General features: G+C 51.6%; 23 protein-coding genes. 15 read left to right on the plus strand and 8 right to left on the minus strand.

Annotated features, from left to right (window positions below; translation table 11 throughout):
* Positions 1–226: 226 nt before the first annotated feature.
* The 4 genes from BLQ88_RS08805 to BLQ88_RS08820 all read left to right on the plus strand — a co-directional run bounded on the left by BLQ88_RS08805 (position 227) and on the right by BLQ88_RS08820 (position 4098).
* A complete protein-coding gene (locus tag BLQ88_RS08805) occupies positions 227–904 on the plus strand; it encodes a GNAT family N-acetyltransferase (RefSeq protein WP_090148519.1) in 678 nt (225 codons plus the stop codon).
* A 90-nt stretch (positions 905–994) separates the two neighbouring features.
* Positions 995–1882: an oxidoreductase gene (locus tag BLQ88_RS08810; RefSeq protein ID WP_090148520.1), complete on the plus strand. Its 888-nt coding sequence runs from the start codon at positions 995–997 to the stop codon at positions 1880–1882.
* 15 nt (positions 1883–1897) lie between these two features.
* Positions 1898–2716: a helix-turn-helix domain-containing protein gene (locus BLQ88_RS08815; protein WP_090148522.1), complete on the plus strand. Its 819-nt coding sequence runs from the start codon at positions 1898–1900 to the stop codon at positions 2714–2716.
* A 203-nt stretch (positions 2717–2919) separates the two neighbouring features.
* Positions 2920–4098, plus strand: coding sequence for a sialidase family protein (locus tag BLQ88_RS08820; RefSeq protein ID WP_176884947.1), 1179 nt, complete (start codon positions 2920–2922; stop codon positions 4096–4098).
* A 12-nt stretch (positions 4099–4110) separates the two neighbouring features.
* On the opposite strand, the gene BLQ88_RS08825 is transcribed toward BLQ88_RS08820, so the two are convergent.
* A complete protein-coding gene (locus BLQ88_RS08825; protein ID WP_090148523.1) occupies positions 4111–5025 on the minus strand; it encodes a pirin family protein in 915 nt (304 codons plus the stop codon).
* 159 nt (positions 5026–5184) lie between these two features.
* Between BLQ88_RS08825 and BLQ88_RS08830 the strand changes: the two genes are divergently transcribed.
* On the plus strand, positions 5185–7089 hold the full coding sequence (locus tag BLQ88_RS08830) for a DUF4139 domain-containing protein (RefSeq protein ID WP_090148525.1): 1905 nt from the start codon (positions 5185–5187) through the stop codon (positions 7087–7089).
* Between the two features lie 59 nt (positions 7090–7148).
* Here the strand turns inward: BLQ88_RS08830 and BLQ88_RS08835 are convergent, their stop codons facing one another.
* The 4 genes from BLQ88_RS08835 to BLQ88_RS08850 form a co-directional block, all read right to left on the minus strand.
* Positions 7149–8738 (minus strand): ABC-F family ATP-binding cassette domain-containing protein, encoded by a 1590-nt coding sequence (locus BLQ88_RS08835; protein ID WP_090148526.1) that lies wholly within the window; start codon positions 8736–8738, stop codon positions 7149–7151.
* Positions 8739–8919: 181 nt separating this feature from the next.
* Positions 8920–9420: a methylated-DNA--[protein]-cysteine S-methyltransferase gene (locus BLQ88_RS08840; RefSeq protein WP_090148960.1), complete on the minus strand. Its 501-nt coding sequence runs from the start codon at positions 9418–9420 to the stop codon at positions 8920–8922.
* Between the two features lie 144 nt (positions 9421–9564).
* Positions 9565–9975, minus strand: a complete 411-nt coding sequence (locus BLQ88_RS08845) for an OsmC family protein (protein WP_090148528.1) — start codon at positions 9973–9975, stop codon at positions 9565–9567.
* 76 nt (positions 9976–10051) lie between these two features.
* Positions 10052–10636 carry a TetR/AcrR family transcriptional regulator gene (locus BLQ88_RS08850; protein WP_090148529.1) on the minus strand — a complete coding sequence of 195 codons (585 nt, stop codon included), beginning with the start codon at positions 10634–10636 and terminating at the stop codon, positions 10052–10054.
* A 244-nt stretch (positions 10637–10880) separates the two neighbouring features.
* Between BLQ88_RS08850 and BLQ88_RS08855 the strand changes: the two genes are divergently transcribed.
* The 4 genes from BLQ88_RS08855 to BLQ88_RS08870 all read left to right on the plus strand — a co-directional run bounded on the left by BLQ88_RS08855 (position 10881) and on the right by BLQ88_RS08870 (position 13944).
* A complete protein-coding gene (locus BLQ88_RS08855; RefSeq protein WP_229212630.1) occupies positions 10881–11273 on the plus strand; it encodes a hypothetical protein in 393 nt (130 codons plus the stop codon).
* Between the two features lie 115 nt (positions 11274–11388).
* Positions 11389–12039 carry an SCO family protein gene (locus BLQ88_RS08860; protein WP_090148531.1) on the plus strand — a complete coding sequence of 217 codons (651 nt, stop codon included), beginning with the start codon at positions 11389–11391 and terminating at the stop codon, positions 12037–12039.
* An 80-nt stretch (positions 12040–12119) separates the two neighbouring features.
* Positions 12120–12701, plus strand: a complete 582-nt coding sequence (locus BLQ88_RS08865; protein WP_090148532.1) for a DJ-1/PfpI family protein — start codon at positions 12120–12122, stop codon at positions 12699–12701.
* A gap of 340 nt (positions 12702–13041) precedes the next feature.
* Positions 13042–13944 carry a DMT family transporter gene (locus tag BLQ88_RS08870; RefSeq protein ID WP_090148534.1) on the plus strand — a complete coding sequence of 301 codons (903 nt, stop codon included), beginning with the start codon at positions 13042–13044 and terminating at the stop codon, positions 13942–13944.
* A 192-nt stretch (positions 13945–14136) separates the two neighbouring features.
* Here the strand turns inward: BLQ88_RS08870 and BLQ88_RS08875 are convergent, their stop codons facing one another.
* From BLQ88_RS08875 to BLQ88_RS08885, 3 genes are all read right to left on the minus strand, one after another.
* Complete coding sequence (locus BLQ88_RS08875) at positions 14137–15093, minus strand: glycosyltransferase (RefSeq protein ID WP_229212631.1); 957 nt, start codon at positions 15091–15093, stop codon at positions 14137–14139.
* A 177-nt stretch (positions 15094–15270) separates the two neighbouring features.
* On the minus strand, positions 15271–15684 hold the full coding sequence (locus tag BLQ88_RS08880) for a response regulator (RefSeq protein WP_090148537.1): 414 nt from the start codon (positions 15682–15684) through the stop codon (positions 15271–15273).
* Entirely contained in the window at positions 15677–17290 is a 1614-nt protein-coding gene (locus BLQ88_RS08885) for a sensor histidine kinase (RefSeq protein WP_090148538.1), read from the minus strand. The genes BLQ88_RS08880 and BLQ88_RS08885 overlap by 8 nt, the downstream gene beginning before the upstream one ends.
* 444 nt (positions 17291–17734) lie before the next feature.
* Here BLQ88_RS08885 and BLQ88_RS08890 point away from each other — a divergent pair, with 444 nt between their 5' ends.
* From BLQ88_RS08890 to BLQ88_RS08915, 6 genes are all read left to right on the plus strand, one after another.
* Entirely contained in the window at positions 17735–18094 is a 360-nt protein-coding gene (locus BLQ88_RS08890; protein WP_090148540.1) for a DUF4180 domain-containing protein, read from the plus strand.
* Positions 18095–18101: 7 nt separating this feature from the next.
* Positions 18102–18665 carry a Crp/Fnr family transcriptional regulator gene (locus BLQ88_RS08895; protein ID WP_090148541.1) on the plus strand — a complete coding sequence of 188 codons (564 nt, stop codon included), beginning with the start codon at positions 18102–18104 and terminating at the stop codon, positions 18663–18665.
* 76 nt (positions 18666–18741) lie between these two features.
* Positions 18742–19071, plus strand: coding sequence for a DMT family transporter (locus BLQ88_RS08900; RefSeq protein ID WP_090148543.1), 330 nt, complete (start codon positions 18742–18744; stop codon positions 19069–19071).
* A 57-nt stretch (positions 19072–19128) separates the two neighbouring features.
* On the plus strand, positions 19129–20157 hold the full coding sequence (locus tag BLQ88_RS08905; RefSeq protein WP_229212633.1) for a chemotaxis protein CheB: 1029 nt from the start codon (positions 19129–19131) through the stop codon (positions 20155–20157).
* Between the two features lie 29 nt (positions 20158–20186).
* Positions 20187–23861: a CheR family methyltransferase gene (locus BLQ88_RS08910; protein WP_090148547.1), complete on the plus strand. Its 3675-nt coding sequence runs from the start codon at positions 20187–20189 to the stop codon at positions 23859–23861.
* A 57-nt stretch (positions 23862–23918) separates the two neighbouring features.
* On the plus strand, positions 23919–24392 hold the full coding sequence (locus BLQ88_RS08915) for an ankyrin repeat domain-containing protein (RefSeq protein ID WP_090148549.1): 474 nt from the start codon (positions 23919–23921) through the stop codon (positions 24390–24392).
* Positions 24393–24430: the final 38 nt, after the last annotated feature.

Raw genomic sequence — 24430 nt, forward strand, 5'->3', positions numbered from 1 at the left:
TTTTGCGCAAGCAAAACACAGGTGATGGGCCTGTTATTGATTTGTATGAAGTGGCTTTGCGGCCTTCTGTTTCGAATAGTGTTTTCGTGTGTTTTGGCAAAAGTGGCTGCTCTTTCATGGCAGCCACTTTTTTGTTTTTATTCAGCGGCTGTAACAAAGACGGCGTCACGGCTGTTCGCTAATCATATTGGCTGGCATAACTCAGCCGGTGCATTGACCATTTAAAATGAAACAAATCCTCGATAACCCGGCCTGGCATGCGCTTCGTACGCACAATCGTGCGCTAGGGCATGTGCATGAAAGCTCGGCGTATTTTCTTCCGGAAGTCTCGCCCTTTGCAGCCGTGGAAGGCCCGGCACTGGACGGCCTGCCGGCATTGCATGAAGCGATCCCCTTCGATCATAACGTCATATTTGTCAGTAATGAAAACGTGGAGGTTCCTGCTCCCTGGCAGGTACTGGCAGCGGTACCTGGCTATCAAATGCTTTATAATGGCCCGGCTAACCCTGTATCCGACGGCCCGGTCACCATTCCGCTCACCACGGAGCATGTGCCGGAAATGCTGGCATTAACTAGCCTCACCGCTCCCGGTCCGTTTTCGATCGGGACGATTCGTTTCGGGCATTATGAAGGCATTTTCGACAATGCCAGGCTCGTGGCGATGGCCGGCCAGCGAATGCATCCCGAAGGTTACGCGGAGATCAGCGCGGTTTGCACGCATCCCGACCACCTGGGAAAAGGTTATGCGCGGCATTTGCTCCTACGCCAGGTAAACCGCATTCAGCAGGCCGGAGAGCAGCCTTTCCTGCACGTGCGTGCCGATAATGCGCGTGCGATAGGTGTGTACGAGTCGCTCGGGTTTGTGATCCGCACGCAGATTTTCTATTATGTATTAAAACGATGAGCTTTTTAACAAAGCAACTCTGAGCTTTTCAGCAAAGTCGGGCCGCCGACAGCCCGGTACTTTTGTATTGTACTTAAAAACACAAAGACAATGACAAAAGTATGGTTTATTACAGGTAGCTCCCGCGGATTGGGACGTAACCTAACAGAAGCAGTTTTGAAAAGTGGAGATAAAGTAGTTGCTACCGCACGGAATACCGCGCAATTGGATGACCTGGTAGCACAATATGGCGATCAGATTTACCCCGTATCGCTGGATGTGACCAACTACGAGCAGGTTTACCACGTGGTAGCCGACGCCGTTGCGCATTTCGGGCGCATCGATGTGCTGGTCAACAATGCAGGTTTTGGTATTATCGGTGCGGCCGAAGCCTATACCGACGAGCAGGTACGCAGCCAGTTGGAAACAAACCTTTACGCGCCGATCGAGGTTACCCGCGCCGTGCTGCCTTATATGCGCAAGCAGGGAAGCGGCCGTATTTTGCAGATCAGTTCCATCGGCGGCCGTGTCGGTAATGCCGGACTTACGATGTACCAGGCGGCCAAATTCGGTCTGGGCGGCTTTGCCGAGGCATTATCCAAAGAAGTTGCGCCGCTGGGCATTCATGTAACCAGCGTGGAGCCGGGTGGCTTCCGTACCGACTGGGCCGGCGCTTCAATGACCTATGCCCGTGAGATCGAGGGTTATGAAATGGTGAATCAGCGCACCGATTATTTCAAATCCGGCAAATTCGTGCCCGTAGGCGATCCTGAAAGGGCCGCGCAAGTGATGGTGGCATTGGCTGAACATCCTGCGCCGCCGGTTCACCTGGTGCTCGGAAGCGAGGCAATCGGCTTATTGAAACTTGCCGACGAGGCCCGGAAGGCAGAAATGGAAGAATGGGAGCCCATAAGCCTTTCAACCGACCACCACGAATCGGAGGATTTTCTCGAAACGTCGATGGGCAAGTGGTACACCGGCACCAAAAAGGACGCGTAATCCCTAACTTTGTTCATGGCCGATCCGAAATCCATTAAACCTGCATCCCCCATCGCGTATTCCTGCTATTTCACGCGGAACCGCGAGGGGGAGCAGTTTGCACCCGAGCACGTGTTCAGTTACCAGATTTCCGGGACTCTCACGATCAACAACGGGGATAAAGAGCATGTTTTCAAGGAGGGCGATTACCGGTTTATCCGTCGCAACCAGCTGATCAAATTCATCAAGCAACCGCCTGCGGACGGGGTTTTTAAATCCATTTCCGTATACCTGGACCAGGAAACGCTGCGAAGTTTTGCGATGGAGCATGGTTACCAGGCCGATCACGACCGGAGCCAGGATGCCGGGTCGATCATCGCGCTGAAAGGCGGAAGCCTTGTGAAGGGTTTCATGGATTCGCTGATGCCTTACAGCGAGGACGACCAGCTGATCGACGCGGATTTACAGGCATTAAAGGTGCGAGAAGCCATTATGATCCTGCTGCGCTCGTCGCCGGTGATGAAAGATATTTTGTTCGATTTCAGCGAACCGGGCAAGATTGATCTGGAAGCATTTATGCACAAAAACTTTCATTTCAATGTGCAAATGAGCCGTTTCGCTTACTTGACGGGCCGGAGCCTGGCCACCTTCAAACGCGATTTTGAACACATTTTCCATACTTCGCCCAGTCGCTGGTTACAACAGCGCCGGTTGCAGGAAGCACATTATCTGATTAAAGAAAAAGGCCGCGCAGCCTCCGACGTATACCTCGAAATCGGTTTCGAAGACCTCTCTCACTTTTCTTTTGCATTTAAAAAAGCATTCGGCATACCGCCATCACGGTTGGCTGGTTGAAGAGTTTTTGGAGTTCAGGAGTTTAGGGTTGATGAGTTTAGGAGTTTAGAGTTTATGAGTTTAGCGTTGATGAGTTTAGAGTTTACAGGTTAGGGTAAAGGGTTTAAAGTTTAGCCTTTTATCTCTAAACTCCTGAACTCTAAACTTTAAACTCCTAAACTTTAAACTCTAAACTCCTGAACTCATAAACTCTAAACTCATCAATGACTTGCCGATTCTTTCAAACCACAATACTAGTCCTTTTTACATTAGCCACATTTGCCCAAACGCCTGACCTCACGCAGGTGCCGGGCGCGGTGATTACTTATAGTCCGGCGTCTTCCGGGCTTTATATTGGTTCTCCGAGCATTGCCATCTTGCCTGATGGCGATTATGTCGCTTCCCATGATTTCTTCGGGCCGAATTCGAACGAGCATGTGCGTGCGACTTCGCGGGTGTACCGCTCGCGTGACCGCGGGAAGAGCTGGAAACAGATTTCGGAGATCAACGGGCAGTTCTGGTCGAAGCTGTTTGTACACCGGGGCAAGCTCTATATTCTCGGCACCGACCGGCACCACGGGAATATGATCATCCGGCATTCTGCCAACGGCGGCGAGACCTGGACGGAGCCAACCGACGCTTCACACGGCTTGTTGAAAGAAGGGGAATATCATTGCGCGCCCATGCCGCTGATCGAGCATAATGGGCGCTTGTGGCGGGCGATGGAGGATGCAGCCGGGCCGCCGAAGCAATGGGGAAAGCGTTACAGCGCTTTTGTAGCGTCTATTCCGCTCGACGCCGATCCGATGGTGGCGTCCAACTGGACGAGCACCAATATCATGCGTTTCGACTCGACGTACCTGGACGGCCATTTTACCGGCTGGCTTGAAGGCAATGCAGTGGTGGCGCCCGACGGCTCCATTGCGGATATTCTGCGCGTTGACGACCGGACGACTTTGGAAGAAAAAGCGGCCATTGTCAGGGTTAGCACGGACGGAAAAACGGCCAGTTTTGACCCTGCAAGCGGTTTTATCAGCTTTCCGGGTGGAAGTAAAAAGTTTGCCATCCGTTTTGACCCGAAAACAAAACTGTATTGGACACTCACAAACCTGATTCCCGATGAGGTGAAAAAGGCAAATGCCGGCAAATCACCCTCCGGTATTCGTAACACGCTTGCGTTGTACAGCTCCAAAGACCTGATGCATTGGGACTTTCACGAAATTCTCCTGCAACATCCCGATGTAGCAAAGCACGGCTTTCAATATGTCGACTGGCTTTTTGATGGCAAGGACATTGTGTTCGTCTGCCGGACCGCATTCGACGATGGGCTGGGCGGCGCGAGGAATAACCATGATGCAAATTTCCTGACGTTTCATCGTATCAAGAAATTTGCAAAAAGGTAATGTGGTTAGATGTCAGGAAAGCGGCTCGGGGCGGGGAGGGGTGTCGGAAGGCCGTGAATAATCATCCGGTAAGGGGATAAATTCGTGATCATCCGCGGGCGGAAGTTGAATGCGGCCCTGTTTCCAATCCTCCTTGGCTTGCTCGATGCGTTCTTTCCGTGACGACACGAAGTTCCACCAGATGAAGCGCTCGCCTAAGGGTTCGCCGCCGAGCAACATCAGGGTAGTGTTTTCCCTCGCTTTGATAACCGGCTCCGCATTCTTATTAAAAACCAGCATTTGTCCCGGCTGGTAGAAATGCCCGCCGGTTTCCACCGATCCTTTCACCAGATAAACGGCCCGTTCAGAATAACCATCGGGAATCCGGAACGTCGCCCCGGCTTCCACGACAACGTGTAAATAGAACAGCGGCGAAAGCGTTTCGACACCGTTGGATAATCCAAACGCGTCTCCTGCGATCAGCCTCATCCATACGCCTTTGTCGGTAAATACCGGCAATTCGTGCTTGGCGTAATTCCGGAAAGTCGGCGTAGATTCTTCGTCTTTTTCCGGCAACGCTACCCACGTCTGGATCATTTCAAGACCACCCGCCAGCGCCGCCGGATCTTCGAAACGCTCCGAATGCGCAATGCCGCTCCCGGCCGTCATCCAGTTTACTTCACCAGGTTTGATAATCTGCTGCACACCCGTACTGTCGCGGTGGGTAACCTGACCGTCAAACAGGTAGCTCACCGTCGAAAGCCCGATATGCGGGTGCGGGAGTACATCCATCGCCGAAGGGTTCGCCGGAATCGTCCCCAGCGGCCCCGCGTGGTCCATAAATATAAACGGCCCGACCATTCTCCGGAGGCGAAAAGGAAGAATCCGCTTCACCACCACCGACTCACTGATAGCAGCCTTCCGGGCTTCGATTACAATATCCAGCATGGGATTGTTTTTTTGGTTAAAGATAAGGGAACGGAGGATAACTATGGAGTGCCGTTTGTTAGACAAGAGTTACATAGAGGGTGTGGGTGTTACTTTTTTTAGTTACTTTTTGAAAACAATTTAGGAAACACTCCCGACTCACCTAACTGCCATCACGATATGCGAATGCTCTCCGTCAACAGTTTAATCGTAGCCCTTCTCCTTTCCTTAGGACAGTTAATGGCGCAAAAGTCTCAGGTCGTAAACAGTACCATCCGGCAGGTCACTATTTACCGCAACGGTGCGGAGGTTACGCGGGAAATTTCGGTTTCGCTCGATGAAGGGACACATGAGTTGATATTCAAAGGGTTATCCGGTTCCCTGGATAAGGAGAGTATCCAGCTTTCGGGGTTGGCCGATCTGACGGTTTTGTCGGTTGTACCCAAAATGAATTACAATCAGGAAGAAGGTAAATCTAAGACAGTGAAGCAGTTAGAGGCTAAAAGTGAGGCCGTTAAGGAGAAGATAGCCTTCGAGCGCGGAATGGAACAGATTTATAAACAAGAGGAGGAAATGCTTATCAAAAATCAGCAACTCGGTGGGGATAAGGTTGTTGTAAAGACGTTGGAACTGAAAGAAGCCGTTGAATTTCAGCGCAAAAAGCTCATTGAAGTGCTGCAAAAGAAACTTGAAACTTCCAACAATATCAAAAGGTGGGATGACAGTCTCAAAGTAATAGGGAAGGAGCTCTCGCCGCTTATTACCGATTCGCAAAAGGCTACTATCGATATCATCGTCACCGTCTCGTCCAAAAAGGCGGATCAAGTGAAATTGGAACTGAGTTATTATGTGGCGGACGCGGGATGGTATCCAAGCTATGATGCGAAACTGACGGACCTGAATTCGCCATTATCGTTGCAGTTCAAAGCCGGGATGTTTCAGTACTCGGGTGAGGATTGGAAGAAGGTGAAGCTGACATTATCCACCGCTAATCCCAGAGATAAGGTGCTCTCACCGCTGCTCAAAACGTGGTATTGGGGTTACCCGAACGATTACAGCCAGTACCAGGCAACTCCGACAGATAATTTGCCCGGAGAAAAAAATATATCGGAAGTCAGTGGATTTGTGAAGGATTCAGAGAACCGGCCTTTGCCTGGTGTTACTGTGATTATTGAAGGAACGAATGTCGGCACTGCCACGGATGCCAATGGTTTTTATCAGTTGGCGATCCCAATAAACTTAGCGCCGACGCAACGCTTCCTGCATTTTTCATTTATAGGATACAAAACACAATCCAAGCCGATAGTAAACCGGCGCATCGATACCAATCTGCAAGAGGATTTACACGCATTGGAAGAAGTTGTGGTAGTCGGATACGGAGGCAATGCTCGCAACAAGTTGGGAGGACGCACCGCTGGTGTAGGTATCTCCAAGAATGAATCAATTGAATTGAATACCAATGAAAGAGAGGCGCCCGCCAGCGTAACTTATGAAATTCCAATGGATTACACGTTGTTATCCGACGGCAAAACTTACGCCGTCAACCTGAAAACAGAGCAAATTGCCGGCAGCTATTACGAATATCTGGCTGTTCCCAAAGTGCGGCAGGAGGTTTTTTTGAATGCATACCTGCCTTCGTGGACGAATCTAAATCTGCTCCCGGGCGACGTGAATCTCTATCTCGAGAACAACTACGTCGGCAAAACACGCCTCGATCCGGCCTATGCGCCTGATACACTTAGCCTTTCGTTTGGGGTGGACAAAGCGGTGTCTGTCAGACGGGAACAAGTAAAAAGCTACACTAAAAAGCAATTCCTAGGAGGCAGCGTAACCGAAAATCGCACATATCGCATTGCATTACGAAATACCAAAAAAATACCAATCCGGATCGTTGTCAAAGACCAGTACCCATTGGCACGCAGCAAGGATATCGAAGTTTTCGATAAATCGGCTTCTGACGCCAAGGTAGAAGAAAATACAGGGGAGCTGACCTGGAATTTAATGCTGCCTGCGGGCGAGAGCAAGGAGCTTAATTTGCGATATTCCGTAAAATACCCCAAAAATGGTTACAGGGCCGGAGAATGAAGGTTTTTGAAATCAGTGCCCAGCATTCTCCGGCGGTTAAGTAAAATCGACGGACTGGCTCAACCCAGCACAACTTCCCGTTCAACACCAATCTCCCGCAGAAAACGCGCATCGTGCGATACCACCAAGAGCGTGCCGCGGTATTCGTTGATGGCCGCGGTGAGAATACCGATGTTTTGAATGTCGAGATTGTTGGTCGGTTCGTCGAGGATGATCATATCCGGCGCTTGTGTGGCGATGGCCAGCGAGCAGAGCATTAACCGCATTTTTTCGCCGCCGCTGAGGTTCCCACAGCGTTTGTCCCAGTATTCTCGGGTGAAAAGGAACCGGTTCAGCCGGATCTTGATGTCGTGTTCCTGCAAGGCGCCGGAATTGAATTTCTGTGCCTGCTCGTAAACCGTCAATGCATTGTCGATCAGCGAATAATCCTGGTCAATGTAAATGGATTTGAAATCGGCACGCTCGATGGCCCCGGTTGTCGGTTGCAGATCGTCAAGAATCATGCGGATCAATGTAGTCTTGCCGGAACCATTGGTACCTTTGATCGCAATGCGCTCACCGCTCGTGATTTGAAAATCAAGGTTTTCCTGCCAAAGTGACTGATCTCCGTAAGCGAAATTGACCCGGTGTGCAGTTATGAGAATCTTTCCCTTATGCAAGGCAGAATTGTCAAAATCTAGTTTCATTTTGTCGACAGCTGGAAGTTCGTTGCGCAAATGGCTGAGTTCCTGGGCTATTCCGCCAACTTTTTCAGCGTGAATGCCTTTCATCCGGGCAGTACTTCGCTCCGCATTGTTGCGGAATGCATTCTGGACGATCGTCGGAAGTCCGGCCTTCTCCTGCTTCTTTTTCCCCCGCGCATCAAGCTTTTGTTGTCGCTCCATCGACTCTTTTTCGACTTCCTTAGCCTTGCGTAGCGCCTTTTCCTTCGCTTTTACGTCGAGGCTCAATGCCTCGTTTTCAATCGCCTTTTGCTCCGCATAAAAATCATAATTGCCGCCGTAGACGGTTACGCCACGCTTGCCGAGCTCGCAAACGGTGTTCAGCAGGTTCAGCAGTGTCCTGTCGTGGCTCACCACCACGAGCGTGTTGCTTGTGGAGCGGATATAGTCGTAGAGAAGCGCCCTGCCGGAGGCGTCCAGGTGGTTACTGGGCTCGTCGAGCAGCACGATGTCAGGCTCGTGTATCATAATGCCAGCCAGGAAAACTTTCGTCTTCTGGCCGCCACTGAGCTCCGACATCGGTTGCGTAAGTGCTATTCCACGAAGCTCCCAGTATGCAAAAGCTTCCTGACAACGCTCCTCGATACCCCAGTCGTCGTCCAGCAGTTCGAGGTTAATGTCCGTTAAATACCCTTCCAGTATCTCTTTGAGAGCCAATAGTTTGTCGTGGATGCCCAGTGCTTCGGCAACCGTAAGCGCATTGTACTGCCCAAAGTGCTGTGGAACGAAATAGGGCTTTGAATCCGCACCGGCGATTCCGGAGACGGGCTTCAAACGGCCTGTCAGTATGCCCAGCAAAGTAGATTTTCCCGCGCCGTTGTTGCCGATCAGCGCGATTTTGTCCTGTCTATTGACAGTAAGATTTATATCAGAGAACAGCACATCCCGGTTCGGGTGTGCATAGGTAACACCTTGAAGAAAAAGCATAAGAAAATTTCTTTTGAAAATGAATAATAGCAGCCGCCTTCACGGCCGCGTGCATTTATTTTCCTGAAAGAAATGATCTCTTACACCTGGTGTTTCCGGTTGGTGAATAATGTTGCAAAGGTAAAAAGAAATCCCGAAAGTGAGACAGGTTTACTGTCGGTTACTTTTCGCGACGGTGTTATTAGTCAAACAGCGATGTCTGGCGGTAGGACGCTTCCATGTCGAGCAGCAGCGCTTTATTTTCGAGCCCGCCGCCGAAACCGACCAGCTTACCGTTCGCACCCACAACCCGGTGGCAAGGCGCGATAATCGGAAGGGGATTCTTGTTGGCAGCTCCGCCTACCGCACGTACCGAATCCGGATTGCCTATTTGCCGGGCAATATCGCCATAGGATCTGGTTTCGCCGAATGGGATGGTCAGCATGGCTTTCCAAACCTGAATTTGAAAATCGCTGCCTACGAAATCCAGTTCCAAAGAGAACGTTTTACGTTTCTTCGCAAAGTATTCGTTCAGTTGTTTTTCCGCTTCAAGCAGCACAGGATGGTTCGGGTCTTCAACACCGCTGTCAATACTCGATTGCTTCGGATCGTAATTCCAAAGCACTGCCCGCAATCCTTTTTCACTGGCAATCAGCGTCAGCGTGCCTGTCGGCGAAGCCATTGTTTTGAAGAAGGTCCCCATGTTGGTTGCGTTTTCGTCTACATGCAACAACAAACTGGATTTTATTGGTTCGCTGGACTGGTGATCGGAATTTTACGACAAACATAAATGCAGAGCGCACCCGAAGAATTCCGGGTGCACTCTGATTTGTAACGGAACTTATTCTCAGACCAATGCTGCGCTAAGTACAATCTCAAAGCTGAATGCCTGGCTCACAGGACAGGTTTCTTCGGCTCCTTTGGCAATGATTTGGAATTCTTCTTCCGAAATGCCCGGTACTTTGGCTTGCAGCGTCAGTTCCGATTTCGTGATTTTCCCGTTATCCAGCGTAATAACCGATTGCGTTTCCAGTGATTCTACGGTATAACCGGCTTGTGTAAGGTCAAGGTCGAGTTTCATGGTGAAACATCCTGCATGTGCAGCCGCGAGCAGTTCTTCGGGGTTGGTGCCGATGCCGTCGGTGAAGCGGCTGTTGAACGAGTATTGCGTTTTATTAAGGACTGTACTGCCTGTTGTGATATGTCCGGCGCCTGTTTTAATATCACCATTCCATACGGCTGTTGCTTTGCGTTTCATGATTTTTTAGAATTTAAAATTGACAATGGTTTTAAAATAAACTGTACTATATGGTACAAAATTGGTTAAAAAAATTTCAGTTCAGGATATTGAGGTTCATTCTTACCAGCTCGGCCAGCTTACGCTGATCGGGTTCCATTCTGCGCGTTACATTGATGCCATTCCAAAGGTTTACCAAATAAGCGCCCAGCGCCCCGGCGGGTTCGTTGGTTTGAAGCAGTCCCAGGTCTTTGCCTTTTTGGACAGCTTCGGTAAATATTTCTTCGAGCAAATGCAGGTATTTCGCTGCGATCATTTTCAATCCCGAATCGTCGGCCGATACCTGTATCAATGCGTTACCGAAGTAGCAGCCCTTGTTACCGATTGGCGAGTCGTTACCGGTGAGCGCGAGGAAGAAATCTCTGATAAACTGCACCGGGTTCTCGCAGGTTGCAAGAGATTCGCGGATCGCTTTGAAGTTCAGGTCAACGACGCGTTCCATGGATTTGCGGAACAATTCTTCCTTGCCGCCTTTGAATGCAAAATAAAAACTGCCTTTTCCGATTCCCATGGCGTGGAGCAGGTCGTCGGCAGTCGCGTTGGCATATCCTTTCTCCCAAAAGACTTCCACCGCCTTGTCTAGGATCGCTGTTTCGTCATATATTTTAGGTCTGCCTGCCATTGTTTCCTTGTTTGATGTTACAAAGATAGGATACTTTACTAATTGGTACAAAATAAAAGTGAAAATATTTTTTTGGAGGAAAGGGAGGATGGAGGAAAGGGACGAAGGAAGGAGGAAAGGTAGGAAGGGAGGAAGAAGGATGGAAGTAGGGTAGGATGGAGGCTTTTGCCGGCGATTTGGTATCTCAGGGGCCGGGCATTAGCTTTGCGGTGCATTACCAATACTATAACCAGCCTTCTTTTCTTTGAAAGCTTCCGGAAAACAATGGATTACCCTGGGGTTTGTGCTCCTGATGCTTGTGAAAGCATGGGTTATCCCGTTGGTGTATCTGGATTACGAGCTGCGGAAGGAATACATCATCGCGAACCTCTGCGTGAACCGCGATAATCCGATCGTGGTGTGCGAGGGTAAATGCTACCTGGCCGAAAAAATCGTCGAGGCTAAAAAGCAGGACGAACGCCGGGCGGAACAGACGTTTATGGCTAGTCTGCTTTTTCAGGCGATGGATACCAGCACGCCATTCATTTTCAACTCTCCCGATCGCTTTGAAGGGCGTTTGGCAGTGACATTCGATTACATTTCCCCGTTCCTTTCCCGCACAGTCGCTGCGGATATTTTTCATCCGCCGCTGACCTGAGCACTCATCTCCCGACTTTGCTCCTTGATAGCAAGGTAAATGGGAGATCGATTATCCAACGGCGCTCCCAGCGGTAGCGTCGGCAGTTTCCATTTATTTACTTTCAAAACTTTTGATGCGCGTGCATACCCGAAGAATCATCCTCGGTTTGCTGGCAGCGGCTTTGCTGACTGCCTGTGAAGACCGAAAACTGCCCTATCTGGGCCAACCCGAGACTGTTACCAAAACTGTGGCAGGCAAGACTACCGAAGAAACGCATTACCCGTCGATCCCGGCCTTTTCATTTACCAATCAGGACAATCAAACAGTTACAGAATCGGATTTTAAGGACAAAATCTATGTCGCAGACTTCTTTTTCACCACGTGCCCGACGATCTGCCCGGTTATGAAGAAGAATATGCTTAAGGTGTACGACGAAGTGAAGGATAATCCAACGGTCCGCATTCTTTCCCATACGATCGACCCCGCGCACGACTCGCCGGCGGTACTTAAAACCTATTCGAACGACCTCGGCGTGAACAATGCTACCTGGCAGTTTGTGACCGGCGACCGCGGGAAAATCTACGAAATCGGCCAGCAGCATTACCTTATTACCGCGGCCGAAGACGCCAAATCGCCGGGCGGCTTCCTGCACAGCGGGCATTTCGTGCTGCTCGATAAGGACCGCCATATCCGCGGGATGTACGACGGCACCACGGACGAAGGTACCTACGAGATCATCCGTGATATCCGTACTTTGCTGAAAGAGTATGAGCAGGAAAAATGACCTTGAAATGAACAAGAGGGCCATTTTTCATGTAGCTTTAAATGCAGTACGACATCTTTAAATCATTAAACTAAACCGTTATGTCAAAGAAAATTCTGTTGCTGGCCGGGGATTATGTCGAGGATTACGAGGCGATGGTTCCTTATCAGGCGCTGCTTTCCGTTGGGTTCGAGGTGGATACGCTCGCTCCCGACCGCCAAAAAGGCGACACCGTGCCTACGGCAGTGCACGATTTTGTAGGCGATCAGACCTACAAGGAGACGCAAGGTCACCGTTTTGCCATTACCGCCGATTTTGATGGCATCGACCCGGCCGATTACGACGGCCTGTACATTGCAGGTGGTCGCGCACCCGAGTACACGCGGCTGAACAAGCGCGTACTGGAAATAACACGTCATTTCTTTGAAGCCAACAAACCGGTGGCCGCGATCTGCCACGGTATCCAGATTCTTACTGCCGCGAAAGTATTGCAGGGCCGAACTCTCACGGCTTATGTTGCGGTTGGGCCCGATATCGAGCTTGCCGGCGGAACCTGGAAGAATATCCCTGCGGATCAGGCAGTTGTCGACGGTAACCTGGTTACTTCGCCCGCCTGGCCGGGCCATCCCGCGATTTTGAAGGAGTTTTACAAATTGCTTGGCGTGCAGATCAGCGGTATTTAAGTAAGGTTTTAATGGAAAATGCCGGACTTGCGTCGCAGGTCCGGCATTTTTGTTTGCTCTTCCCGCCAAACCGACCTATTTTTGCAGGATAATATCCATTGTTATGTCCGACGCAAGACTTCTTTTCTGCATTTCGCCTCCTCCGGTAGCCTAAGGGCTGATGACCGGAATTTCCTTGGTACTTCCCGCTTTTCGGGAGGCGATTTTACTATTACCTGTTACCATTGTTCATGAAGGTTGTTAGGCCTCAGCCCTTTCGAAGGGTTTTGCTTAACCGGTTCGCGCTGTAAATCACCGCGCCCGATGTCTATTTTGATACCTTTTTTGAACAAACATTACAATGAAACAAGCTTTCATCAAGCTGCATATAGCGATCATCCTCGCCGGGTTCACCGGTATTTTCGGGAAACTTATTACTGTGAACGAAGGCCTGCTTTCGTGGTACCGCATTTGGCTGGCGGGTATTCTGATGCTCCTCATCCTGGCCGCGACCCGAAAACTGGAACGCATTTCGTTCCGCGATTTTACGCGTACCTCGCTGGCCGGGTTGCTTCTCGGACTGCACTGGATTTTCTTTTACGGAAGTATCAAGTATTCCAATATCTCCGTCGGAGTGGTGTGTTTCTCGCTGGTGGGCTTCTTTACGGCTATTTTTTCACCGCTGATCAACCGCAAACGTTTCGTGCTTTCCGAGTTGTTGCTGAGCCTGCTCACGCTGGTCGGTATCGCATTGATTTTCAGTTTTGACTCGCGTTACCGCGTCGGTATTGCCCTTGGCGTGATCTCGTCCGCGCTCGGATCGCTCTTTACGATTACGAACGAGCGGCTCGCGCATTCCTTTAAGAGCGAAACGGCCACAGTCTATTCGATGATCGGCGGGGCCATTGCCCTTACGCCCCTGATGCCCGTGTACTTCTACTTTTTCCCCGTCGCCACGCTTGTGCCTTCGTGGGCCGACATGGGTTACCTTCTGATACTGGCGTTTTTTTGTACGGTAGTATTGTATATGCTGCAAACGCAGGTATTGCGCCGCATTTCGGCATTCACGGTCAACCTCAGTCTGAATTTGGAGCCCGTATACACGATCATCCTCGCTATCCTGATTTATCATGAAAACAAGGAATTGCGATGGTCGTTTTACCTCGGCCTCACGCTGATTATACTGTCGGTGGTGCTGCAAATGCTGCAAGTGCTGCGCACGCATAGGAAGAATGCAGGAGCGGCGGAACTAAGTATGCATTAGTATAACAAAAACGGGGCGTCACCAATACTGACTCCCCGTTTTTGTTTACATTAATATTGACTTGCAGGCCTAATGTGAATGTCCGTGCACGCGGGTAAATGCCTTCATCCACGCCGCGAAAGTGCGGATTCTGGTTATACTTGTTCACTTCCGGGCCCCAGCCCTTAACCCAGCGTGAACTCCATACACCCGTCAATTTTTCAGCCGCCGCAACGAATCGTCGATCACCTTCTGCATTAGCCCTGTGCCCTGAACGCGGGTCGGAAAACCGGCATAATGCAGTGCTTCGGTGACGTCTTTCTTCAAATTCAGCGCCGCTTGCTGTCTGCACAATGCAATGCCCTGCACCTGTAAATGCGCTGCCAGGTATTCCTGCTCCGACTGCCCTGGCGTGGGGATCAGCAATGCCTTCTTTCCAAGCGTGGCCAGGTCCATCAGCGTCGAGTAGCCGCTGCGGCAAACGACTAGTTCCGCACGGGCCAGCGCGTTGGCGAGCTCATTGGCGCTTGCGTGCGACGCGTACCTCATGTGCGGGGGCAGGTGCGTACGTGCGCTACCCGTGGGGTTGCCCGCAATGATATGGAACTGATAATCAGTAATGGAAGAAGCTTGTTGAAGAAGTTTCTCTTCCAGTATGCCCCGCATGGGTTCCGGCCCGGAGAGCAATGCAAGGACGCACTTGGGTTCGGGCTTTACCGCCGAGGCAGGCGGCTGCAATTGCGAGAGTAATCCTATATAATGCGCATTGGCGGGCAGTTGCATCGGATGCGATAATGCGCCGGCCAGCCCATTATCCTGCTCGTCTACCACCCAGCACGCATCGAATTTTTCCAGCATGCGGTAATGCAGCTTCCGCATTACATTATCCGCGGTGCTGCCGAAACCCGTCATAATCTGCAACTGATGGGTCATAATCACGGATTGTAACCCGTCGATTTTCAGTCCGTAGCGGTTGTCGGAAATGACGAGGTCGAACTGGTGGACAGCCTGCATTTCGCGGAGCCATTGGCGTTCTCGGCTTATCGCGCGCAAAATTTTCGGGATTTGAGCCACTATTTTGGCTACGAAAGTGCCGCCGCTACTACTATACGTGATCTGATAACCGGGAAGTACCAGTTGCGGCAAATGCGGGAAATTCTCTTTCAGCAATACCGCCGTCGCGCCGGATGCGGCAATGGTTACGTCGCCACCTTGCCCAATGAGGTACCTGATGACGGGGATGCAGCGGGTGGCATGTCCCAGTCCCCAGTCCAGCGGCGCTATCAGGATACGGAATGGCAGGGCGGATCGATATTTGGTTACAGGGCAAAAATAGTGAGTCTGGCGCTATTTCGGGCCAAGGAATGACAATACGCGGTCGGTAACGTCTTTCAGGGAAGGAATTTGAACCGGTTTTTGCAGATAATCCATCACATGCCCCGTGTCCATCGCCCGGTCGTAATCCTCGACTTCCGACGAAGAACTCATCATGCAGATCGAAATGGGTTGGGATACATCGGATTTCAGTTTTCCGTATTCGTTCAGGAACTGCCAGCCGTCGAGAATGGGCATATTGATGTCCAGCAGTATCAGCTGCGGAAGTTTCACTACGTCTTCCTTATGGCTGCTGAGGTAGTCCAGGGCGTCGCGGCCGTTTTCAAAAAAGATGATTTCCCGGGCTATCTTGGCTTTTTCAATGATTCGTTTCAGCAGGTAAGTGAAGATTTTGTCGTCGTCGATTACGCAAAGTATTTCAAGCATTTTCGTTGAATGTAATTTTAAATGTAATACCCGCGTCGACCTTACTGAATACCTGAATGTTCCCGCCCTGGGCTTCTATCTGATTTTTTATCAAAAATAAGCCAACTCCGTGAGCATCTTCATGTTTATGGAAAGTTTTATACAAACCAAAAATCTTGTCGGCATGCAGTGACAGGTCGATACCCTTTCCCAGATCGCTGTATTCGAGCACTTTAAGTCCTCGCTCGTTGCGGTAGAACCGAAGCTGGATCACCGGGTGCTGTCCGTCCTTCTTGTACTTGATCCCATTCGAAATCAGGTTCATCAGAATACTTTCCAGGTAAATGCGCGGAAAGACGATCTCTTCCTCCTCGAAATCCACCCCGATCTCGGCCTGGCTGGTATGCAGGCTTTCGTCGAGCACGCTCAGAACCTGCTCCGTTACGTCGTTGATATTCAGCTTTTCGCCTTCCAGGTGATTGTCGCGGATCTTGATTACCTGCGAGAGGTCGTCGAGGGTGCTGTTGAGGTGTTTCGACACGGTTTTGATCTTCTGGAAAAGCTCTTCATTGTCCTTCGTAAGAGTCGACTCGTCGACAAAATCCGCCAGCAGCGCGATATTGCTCGAATGGTTCCGGAGGTTATGGGAGAGAATGTGGGTGAAACTTTGCAGCTGGCTGTTTTTCTGGGCCATCTGGTCGATCGACTTGATCAGTTTCAGTTCCAGCGTTTTGTACCGGTCGATGTCCATGATAATGCCCCGGATCTTGCTGACCTGCCCGTTCGCATTCAGTGACGGCGTGGCCGAAAAGCGCACCCATTTCCGCTCATCCGATGGTGTGGTGAGCTGCAATTCGTGGTCCCACGAGCTGCCGGATTCGATGGATTCCCGCAGCGCCGCCCGGATGATCAGTTGATAAGGTTCGGGAAAAAATTGGAGCAGATCGGTTTCGTTGTGAATATCCTCCTCATTGGTTCCCAGTATATTACCACAGGTGGTGGTCCATCGGAACTGTCCGGTGGCGGGGTCGTACTCCCATCCCCCCAGCTTGCCCACATTGCCCGCCGCGGAGAGCAGAAACTCGCTTTCGGCAAGTTTGTCTTCCACGGCTGTACGCTCATTGATTTCACGCTGTAAATCGGAAACGGACCTGAGCAGTAGCACATTAGGGAATATTTTATACAGATAGTAAACCGTCGTCATCGATATGATAGCTGTTCCAAACCTGACCAGCGCGCTAAACCGGTACACGGGCACCCAGAAAATCAGCGCGTCGATCAAATGCGTAGCCCCGCAAAACAGGATGAATGCGACGAAGAGCCAGATCGTTTTGGGGAACGGAAAATCTTTTCTGCTCAGGATAAACCGCACGAGAAAAACGGGTATCAGAAAGTACGCGGCCCAGATGACAATGTCGGAAATGATGTACAACCACCCGTGGAAGTCCGACCAGGAGCCGCAGTACCAGCGCGGCGGCCATTGCGTTGTGCTGAAAAGGCCCCGGAAGAACTCCCAAACCTGCGCCGGTAAGGAATCCCCGCCTGCCTTCGATAGCGATACACCCGTACGGCATAGCGGTATAGGGTCGTTTGAAATTGCTTGAAGCTGCGCAGTTTCCGGGGTCATGAATGATTAATTAACGGGAGGTGTAATTCGAATATTAACGATAAATCTCATGCCAAACAACAGCATACCGTTTTCAAAATTAGCCAGCCCCCATGTCGTGAAAATACTATTCTATTGGATTTGTAAAAATAGTTTTGCTGCGATAGGGTAATCGTAACGAAGAGGGCTTTGGCTTGGGTTTTTAGCCGCTAACCTGCCTGAGGGTGAGGCTGAAATTAACGCTTGATTACGCGCTCAATGGCGCTGTTGCACCGCAGGGAAGCCGGGCGCGGGCCATCGTAATTACTAACGCCGGATTGTATTTTTTATTCCCGGAAGTAAAAAAGAAGATTAGAACAAATATTTTGAAATGTAGAAAAAGTTCAAATGACGGTTGTGCCAGGCAGAGCACTTTTTAAACTAACTTAGCGCATTGCCGCAAACAAACCGCGCGGCGTTTCCGTCATGCAAATTCACGTCCACCAACAACACGAAACCACAATAGCAGAAGTGCTATCCGACCAAATTCTCATTCAAACCCCGGAGGAAGGCTTGCAGCTCATGGTCGATCTGTACTACCAGGGCCACGGCGAGATCATTTTACATGAACAAAACATTACACCCGGCTTCTTCGACCTGAAAACCGGCATTGCCGGCGAAATTTTACAGAAATTTACCACCTACCGCGTCCGGCTCGCCATCGTTGGCGATTTTGCAAAATATGACAGCAAGAGCCTCCGCGATTTTATATTTGAAAGTAACAAAGGGCGGCAGGTCAACTTTGTGCCCTCGGTAGAGGAAGCGCTCCGAAGATTAGCAAGCTGACGCAGACATGGAAATCGATGCAATCCTCGACCGTTTTCATCTGCTGCCGCCGCATTCGAAGGCGGCGCTGAAAGCGCACATTTCGGAGGTGCAATATCCGAAAGGCCAAACGATCATCCGCGCGGGAAGAGCGGAGAAAACACTCTATTTTATCCAAAGCGGCATTGTTCGCGCCTATTCCGACGGGGAACGGGGCGACGTGACGTTCTGGTTCGGTCAGGAAGGAGACGTGGTAATTTCGATGAAAAGTTACGTTTCCGGCCAGCCCGGTTACGAGCATATCGAAACACTGGAACCCTGCCAACTGTACCAGATGAAAGCGCAGGATCTGGAATCGCTTTTCACAACCGACATTCACATTGCCAACTGGGGCCGCAAGCTGATCGGCCAGGAAATGATCAAAACCGAGGAACGGCTCATTTCCATGCAGTTCAAAACCGCCCAGGAACGGTATCTCGATCTTATGTCCGCCACGCCCGGCCTGCTCCAACGCGTGCAGTTATGCCACATTGCTTCCTTCCTCGGTATCACGCAGGTGAGCCTGAGCCGCATTCGCGCGGAAATCAGGTAGCAGGCTTCTTATTTATCATTTGTAAAATTTTTTCCGGATCCTGCGCAGGACCTTTGTATCAAAAAAACAAAGTGTTATGAACTGGATTATTTTGATCGTCGCCGGCCTGTTCGAGGTCGGATTTGCATCGTGTTTAGGAAAAGTTCGCGAAACGAGCGGTACCGAAATGTATTGGTGGTTTACAGGATTCATCATTTCCCTGGTTGTGAGTATGGCATTGCTGCTCAAAGCCACGCAAACACTGCCGATCGGGACCGCGTATGCAGTTTGGACGGGTATCGGAGCGGTAGGTACGGTGCTGGTGGGGATACTGGTATTTAAAGACCCTGTCAGTTTCTGGCGTATTTTCTTCATTACGACCCTGATCCTCTCCATTGCCGGGCTGAAAATGGTCTCGCAGCACTAGCAGATTTTCGGGGCACGCTATTTTCTGCTGCTAATGCATCAATATCCCGCAGAACTTATGGCCACGAGAAACATAATCGTAATCGGCGCTTCGATGGGAGGCTTCGAGGCATTCAAAAGGCTGGTAGCAGACCTTCCGCCCGACATTGACGCTTCCATTTTTCTGGTATGGCACATGTCGCCGCACGTCGAAGGAATATTGCCGAAGGTACTCGGGGAAATAACGACTATTCCCGTTGCCCACGCCGAACACGGTGAGCCCATTTTGCCCAATCGCATTTACGTAGCGCGCCCAGATCACCATTTACTGGTCGACGCGACGCACGTACACGTGACGCGCGGGCCTCGCGAGAACCGGTTCCGGCCTGCGATCGATCCCTTGTTCCGCTCTGCCGCTTATGCATTCGGTAACCGGGTGATCGGCGCTGTCCTCACGGGCGCGCTCGACGATGGTACCGCCGGGTTGTGGAGTATCAAACGCTGCGGAGGCATAGCCATAGCGCAGGACCCGGAGGACGCAGACATGCCCTCGATGCCGGAAAATGCCATTCGGGAAGTAGCTATTGACTATATTGTGCCGATTTCGGAAATGGCCGCACTGCTGGCCCGGCTTTGCTGCGAAACCGTCGACGGGAACAGTGAACCGGAACACGCCGAGCGCGACAAAATGGGAGCCGAGGTGCGTGTTGCGGCGGACGAAAACACTTTCGACGTGAATATTCCCCAATATGGTGAAGTAAGTAAGTTGTCATGCCCTGAATGCCAGGGAGTACTTACAATGCTGAAAGACGGGCAGTTTTCGCGGTACCGCTGCCATACCGGTCACGCTTTTTCACCGGAAGCATTGCTGGAAGCTATTTCAGAAAAAATTGAAAACAACCTGTTTGCGGCGCTCCGAGGTGTAGATGAGCACGTGATGCTGCTCAATCACATGGGCGACCATTTCGCGGAAGCAAACCAGCGGAAGGAAGCTGCCCGGTATTTCCGTAAAGCGCGGGAAGCGCAGCAGCGCGTGGTGTCGATCCGCCGGGCCATCCGGGCAAGCGAGGACCATGATGTGATCAGGGTATCGGAAGAACGGCTTTGAGCTTTTAGTTGAGTTATTGTTATTTGAATATGATAAACCCTACCCCGGATACCGCAGGCAAGGTATCTCCCCGCCAGATGCTGGTTGTCGGAATAGGCGCCTCGGCAGGAGGCATGGAGGCATTGACCGAATTTTTTGAGCACGTTCCGGCCCATACCGGCCTGGCATACCTCATTATGCTGCATCTAAGCCCCGATCAGAATGTGCAACTGGCCGATTTGCTCACGAAAGTGGCAAAACTGCCGGTCAAAAGCATAGCCGGGACAGAGAAGATCGTCGCGGACCATATCTATATCCTGCCCGCCGCGAAGCACTTTGAACTCGAAAAAGGCCGTGTGACGGTCGGTGCGAATGCGCCTATCGAAGACCGGCGGGCGCCGGTGGATTTGTTTTTCCGTATGCTGGCCGAATCTTACAAAGAGCGGAGCATAGCCGTGATCCTGTCGGGCACGGGCGCGAATGGCTCGATGGGCCTCAAAAGGATCAAAGAATACGGCGGTGCCACATTTGTGCAGAACCCCAGGGAGGCTGCATTCAATGAAATGCCGCGCAATGCGATCGCCACCGAGCTGGTCGACAATATCTTGCCGGTAGCACAAATTCCCGCCCAGCTTTTATCTTACCGCGAAGGACTTGGTACGGTAGCCATTGCGGTGGAGTCGGAAATCCGGCCCCCGGACCAGCAACAGGCGCTCCGGGAGGTGTTTACGCAGCTGCGGATGCGTACGGGCCATGATTTTTCCAATTATAAAAGACCTACGCTGATGCGCAGGATCGAGCGGCGGATCAATGTCCTGAACCTGCCCAACCTGCCCGCGTACGTGGCATACATGCGCGAGCAGCCCGACGAGACGCAGGCATTGCTCAAAAACCTGCTGATCTCCGTTACCAATTTTTTCAGGGATAACCGGGCGTTTCAGGCCATTGAGCAGGAGGTACTGCCTTTGCTGATAAAGGGCAAAAATCAGGAGCATACATTGCGGATCTGGGTTGCAGGCTGCGCCACGGGTGAAGAGGCGTATTCATTGGCAATGCTCTGTGCGGAAAAGACGTTCGGGGTTTTGGACGCACCCAAGATCCAGATATTTGCCACTGATATCGATGAAGCCGCCCTTTCGATAGCACGGGAAGGGAAGTATAATATCAACGACACATCCGACGTGACGCCCGAGCGCCTGCGGCGGTTCTTTACGCGTGACGGCAATGAATACCGAATCCGCCGCGAAATACGCGAGATGGTACTTTTCGCACGGCATAATGTACTTAAAGACCCGCCATTCTCCCAGCTCGACCTGGTAACCTGCCGCAACATGCTCATTTACCTGAACCAGACGGCGCAGGAAAGGGCGATGGAAACATTCCATTTTGCGTTGAAGCCGGGCGCATACCTGTGGCTGGGCATGTCGGAAACCGTCGATGGGTCGAGTGATCTGTATGTCAATGTCAGCCGTGAAAATCACCTGTACCAAAGCAGGCAGGTATCCAGCCGGTCGTACCCGGTGCCGGAAACGATCCCCCAATTTATCCCCGAAAAAAGAAGCATCACGCAGCCCGCCCCCGAACTGGACGTGCGTTCAGGAAACCGTATGAGTTTCGGGGATTTACACCAGCAGCTGTTGGAGCAATATGCGCCGCCGTCGATCATCGTCAATGAGGAATACGAAATATTGCACCTTACGGAGCGTGCCGGACGCTTTTTGCACATCGCAGGCGGGGAGCCCAGCAAGAATCTTCTAAAACTGATCCGCCCTGAGCTCCGTCTCGAACTCAGGACGGCATTTTACCAGGCCGTTCAGCAGCAGACGAACGTCGAAGCCCGGAACCTGAAAATCCGTATGGACGACCAGACTGAGACGGTCACGATCCACGTCAGGCCGGTTTTGCGCGAAGGCGATCCCGCACGCGGATTTATCCTGGTACTGTTTCAGCAAATGGGTGATACCAACGAGCAGGAAAGCGTGCTGGCCGCCGTAGAGCCGATGGCCCGGCACCTGGAAGAAGAGCTGGTCCGCGTGAAAGCGCAGTTACGTACGTCGAATGAGCAGCACGAGGTACAGGCCGAGGAACTGAAAGCGTCCAACGAAGAATTGCAGGCGATCAATGAAGAGTTGCGCTCGGCGGCGGAAGAACTGGAAACGAGCAAGGAAGAGTTGCAGTCGATCAATGAGGAGCTGACTACGATTAACCAGGAATTGAAGGTGAAGGTAGATGAGATCTCGCTGACGAGCAACAATCTGCAAAACCTGATCAATTCCACCAATATGGCCACATTGTTCCTCGATCGCGGTTTGCGTGTGAACCTGTTTACGCCCGCGACGAGGGAAATATTCAACCTCATTACCGCCGATTTCGGGCGCCCGCTGTCGGACATTACCAACCGCCTCGACTACGCGCATTTGCAGCAAGATGCAGAGCTGGTACTGGACAAGTTGCAGACCGTTGAGCGGGAAGTCAAGAGCACGGATGGCCGTGTGTTCATGATGCGGATATTGCCCTACCGCACGGCCGAGGACCGCATCAATGGCGTTGTACTGACATTTGTAGACATTACCGGCCCGAAAGCGGCCGAAGAAGCATTGCGCGAAGCCGACCGGCGAAAGGACGAGTTCCTGGCCATGCTCGCACACGAGCTGCGTAACCCGCTCGCGCCTGTGCGTAACACGTTGCAGATCATGAAAATGACCTCGGGCGACGACGAACGGGTGAGCACGTCGGTAGCGATGATGAACCGGCAGGTAGACCACCTGGTGCGGCTGGTAGACGACCTGCTGGATGTGAGCCGCATCAGCCGGGGGAAAATCGAGCTGCGCCGCGAGCAGGTGGAACTAGGCGCATTGGTAACCGAATCGGTAGAAGCGACAAGTGCGTTGTACCAGTCGGGCAACCGGCATTTGACATTGACATTGCCAGAAAACCCACTATACCTCAACGGCGACGCCACGCGTCTTACACAAGTGGTGACCAACCTGCTCACAAATGGCGTGCGGTTTACGCAGGTGAATGGCCGGGTGTGGGTTACCCTTGTACAAACGGGCACCGAAATCCTGCTGACCGTAAAAGACGATGGCATAGGGCTCACCTCGGATCAGTTCGAAGCGATTTTCGAGCTGTTCGCGCAGGTGGATTCTTCACCAAAAAGGCCGGACGGCGGTCTCGGTTTGGGATTGACATTGGTAAAACAACTCGTGGAAATGCATGGCGGCAGGGTCGAGGCCAGAAGTAATGGCCTGGGGCGCGGCAGCGAGTTCCTCGTGTATTTTCCCTACCTGGAAGTGCCTGTGGAATTTGTACCCCCATCCATTGAACGGACGCTCAAGCCCGCCGCACGAAACATCCTGGTGGTAGACGACAACCGCGATGCGGCCGATACTCTCGCGCTGGTCCTCCGACATCAGGGACATCGTGCAAACGTGAGTTATGCTGGCCAGGAAGCGTTAGGTCTGCTCGAAAGCCAACCCACCGACATAGTATTAATGGATATTTCGATGCCGCAAATGGATGGCTTCGAAACGGCCCGGCAGATCCGAAATCGCCCGGATGGCAGTAAGATCGCGATCATCGCGCTCACCGGCTACGGGCAGTCGGACGACAAGAAGCGGACCCGGCAAGCGGGTTTTGACGGTCATCTGGTGAAGCCGATAGACCTGGGCGAGCTGAATGAGCTTTTGAATCAGCTGTTTGCCGACAAGGATCAAGGCAAATGACATCCGTGCTGGTATGGATTTTAAGTTGAAAGCGACTTCATTAGAACAAACCCAGCAATGATGGAAGACTACACGAATGTACTGATACACGCGGCGCGGGTGGGTAACCTGGATGTGATCCGGGAACTGCTCAGCCGGGGTGTCGATGTAAATGTGCGGGACGAAAAGGGCTACACGCCGTTACTCATCGCCTGCTACAATAACCGCCCCGAAGCCGCCGAACTCCTGCTCGAATCGGGCGCGGATGTGAATGCAGGTGATTATGGTGGAAATACAGCATTAATGGGCGCCGCATTCAAAGGATTGCCCGAAGTAGCTTCACTGCTCATCCGCTATGGTGCCGATCTCGACAGCCAGCATGGTAACGGCGGCACGGCATTGATGTTCGCGACGATGTTCGGCCGGAATGAGGTGGTGAAACTTTTACTTGAAAGCGGCGCTGCTACGGATATTCTGGATGTCAGAGGCCAATCCGCATTTGATCTCGCGATGCAGCAGGGCAATACAGAAGCTGTCTCATTACTATCCTGAAATCTAAAAATCATCCAACAAAAAAGCAATCCCATTTC

This window comes from Dyadobacter soli (genome assembly GCF_900101885.1).
In the GTDB taxonomy this organism is placed as follows: Bacteria; Bacteroidota; Bacteroidia; order Cytophagales; family Spirosomataceae; genus Dyadobacter; species Dyadobacter soli.

What these genes read in the sequence shown, in the direction of transcription:
- BLQ88_RS08815 (WP_090148522.1), top strand. Translation starts at nt 1,898, where the DNA reads ATGGCCGATCCGAAATCCATTAAACCTGCATCCCCCATCGCGTATTCC.
- BLQ88_RS08840 (WP_090148960.1), bottom strand. Translation starts at nt 9,420, where the DNA reads ATGGGGACCTTCTTCAAAACAATGGCTTCGCCGACAGGCACGCTGACG.
- BLQ88_RS08885 (WP_090148538.1), bottom strand. Translation starts at nt 17,290, where the DNA reads ATGACCCCGGAAACTGCGCAGCTTCAAGCAATTTCAAACGACCCTATA.
- BLQ88_RS08850 (WP_090148529.1), bottom strand. Translation starts at nt 10,636, where the DNA reads ATGGCAGGCAGACCTAAAATATATGACGAAACAGCGATCCTAGACAAG.
- BLQ88_RS08895 (WP_090148541.1), top strand. Translation starts at nt 18,102, where the DNA reads ATGGAAATCGATGCAATCCTCGACCGTTTTCATCTGCTGCCGCCGCAT.
- BLQ88_RS08900 (WP_090148543.1), top strand. Translation starts at nt 18,742, where the DNA reads ATGAACTGGATTATTTTGATCGTCGCCGGCCTGTTCGAGGTCGGATTT.
- BLQ88_RS08825 (WP_090148523.1), bottom strand. Translation starts at nt 5,025, where the DNA reads ATGCTGGATATTGTAATCGAAGCCCGGAAGGCTGCTATCAGTGAGTCG.
- BLQ88_RS08845 (WP_090148528.1), bottom strand. Translation starts at nt 9,975, where the DNA reads ATGAAACGCAAAGCAACAGCCGTATGGAATGGTGATATTAAAACAGGC.
- BLQ88_RS08820 (WP_176884947.1), top strand. Translation starts at nt 2,920, where the DNA reads ATGACTTGCCGATTCTTTCAAACCACAATACTAGTCCTTTTTACATTA.
- BLQ88_RS08860 (WP_090148531.1), top strand. Translation starts at nt 11,389, where the DNA reads ATGCGCGTGCATACCCGAAGAATCATCCTCGGTTTGCTGGCAGCGGCT.
- BLQ88_RS08870 (WP_090148534.1), top strand. Translation starts at nt 13,042, where the DNA reads ATGAAACAAGCTTTCATCAAGCTGCATATAGCGATCATCCTCGCCGGG.
- BLQ88_RS08905 (WP_229212633.1), top strand. Translation starts at nt 19,129, where the DNA reads ATGGCCACGAGAAACATAATCGTAATCGGCGCTTCGATGGGAGGCTTC.
- BLQ88_RS08910 (WP_090148547.1), top strand. Translation starts at nt 20,187, where the DNA reads ATGATAAACCCTACCCCGGATACCGCAGGCAAGGTATCTCCCCGCCAG.
- BLQ88_RS08805 (WP_090148519.1), top strand. Translation starts at nt 227, where the DNA reads ATGAAACAAATCCTCGATAACCCGGCCTGGCATGCGCTTCGTACGCAC.
- BLQ88_RS08865 (WP_090148532.1), top strand. Translation starts at nt 12,120, where the DNA reads ATGTCAAAGAAAATTCTGTTGCTGGCCGGGGATTATGTCGAGGATTAC.
- BLQ88_RS08890 (WP_090148540.1), top strand. Translation starts at nt 17,735, where the DNA reads ATGCAAATTCACGTCCACCAACAACACGAAACCACAATAGCAGAAGTG.
- BLQ88_RS08880 (WP_090148537.1), bottom strand. Translation starts at nt 15,684, where the DNA reads ATGCTTGAAATACTTTGCGTAATCGACGACGACAAAATCTTCACTTAC.
- BLQ88_RS08810 (WP_090148520.1), top strand. Translation starts at nt 995, where the DNA reads ATGACAAAAGTATGGTTTATTACAGGTAGCTCCCGCGGATTGGGACGT.
- BLQ88_RS08830 (WP_090148525.1), top strand. Translation starts at nt 5,185, where the DNA reads ATGCGAATGCTCTCCGTCAACAGTTTAATCGTAGCCCTTCTCCTTTCC.
- BLQ88_RS08915 (WP_090148549.1), top strand. Translation starts at nt 23,919, where the DNA reads ATGATGGAAGACTACACGAATGTACTGATACACGCGGCGCGGGTGGGT.
- BLQ88_RS08835 (WP_090148526.1), bottom strand. Translation starts at nt 8,738, where the DNA reads ATGCTTTTTCTTCAAGGTGTTACCTATGCACACCCGAACCGGGATGTG.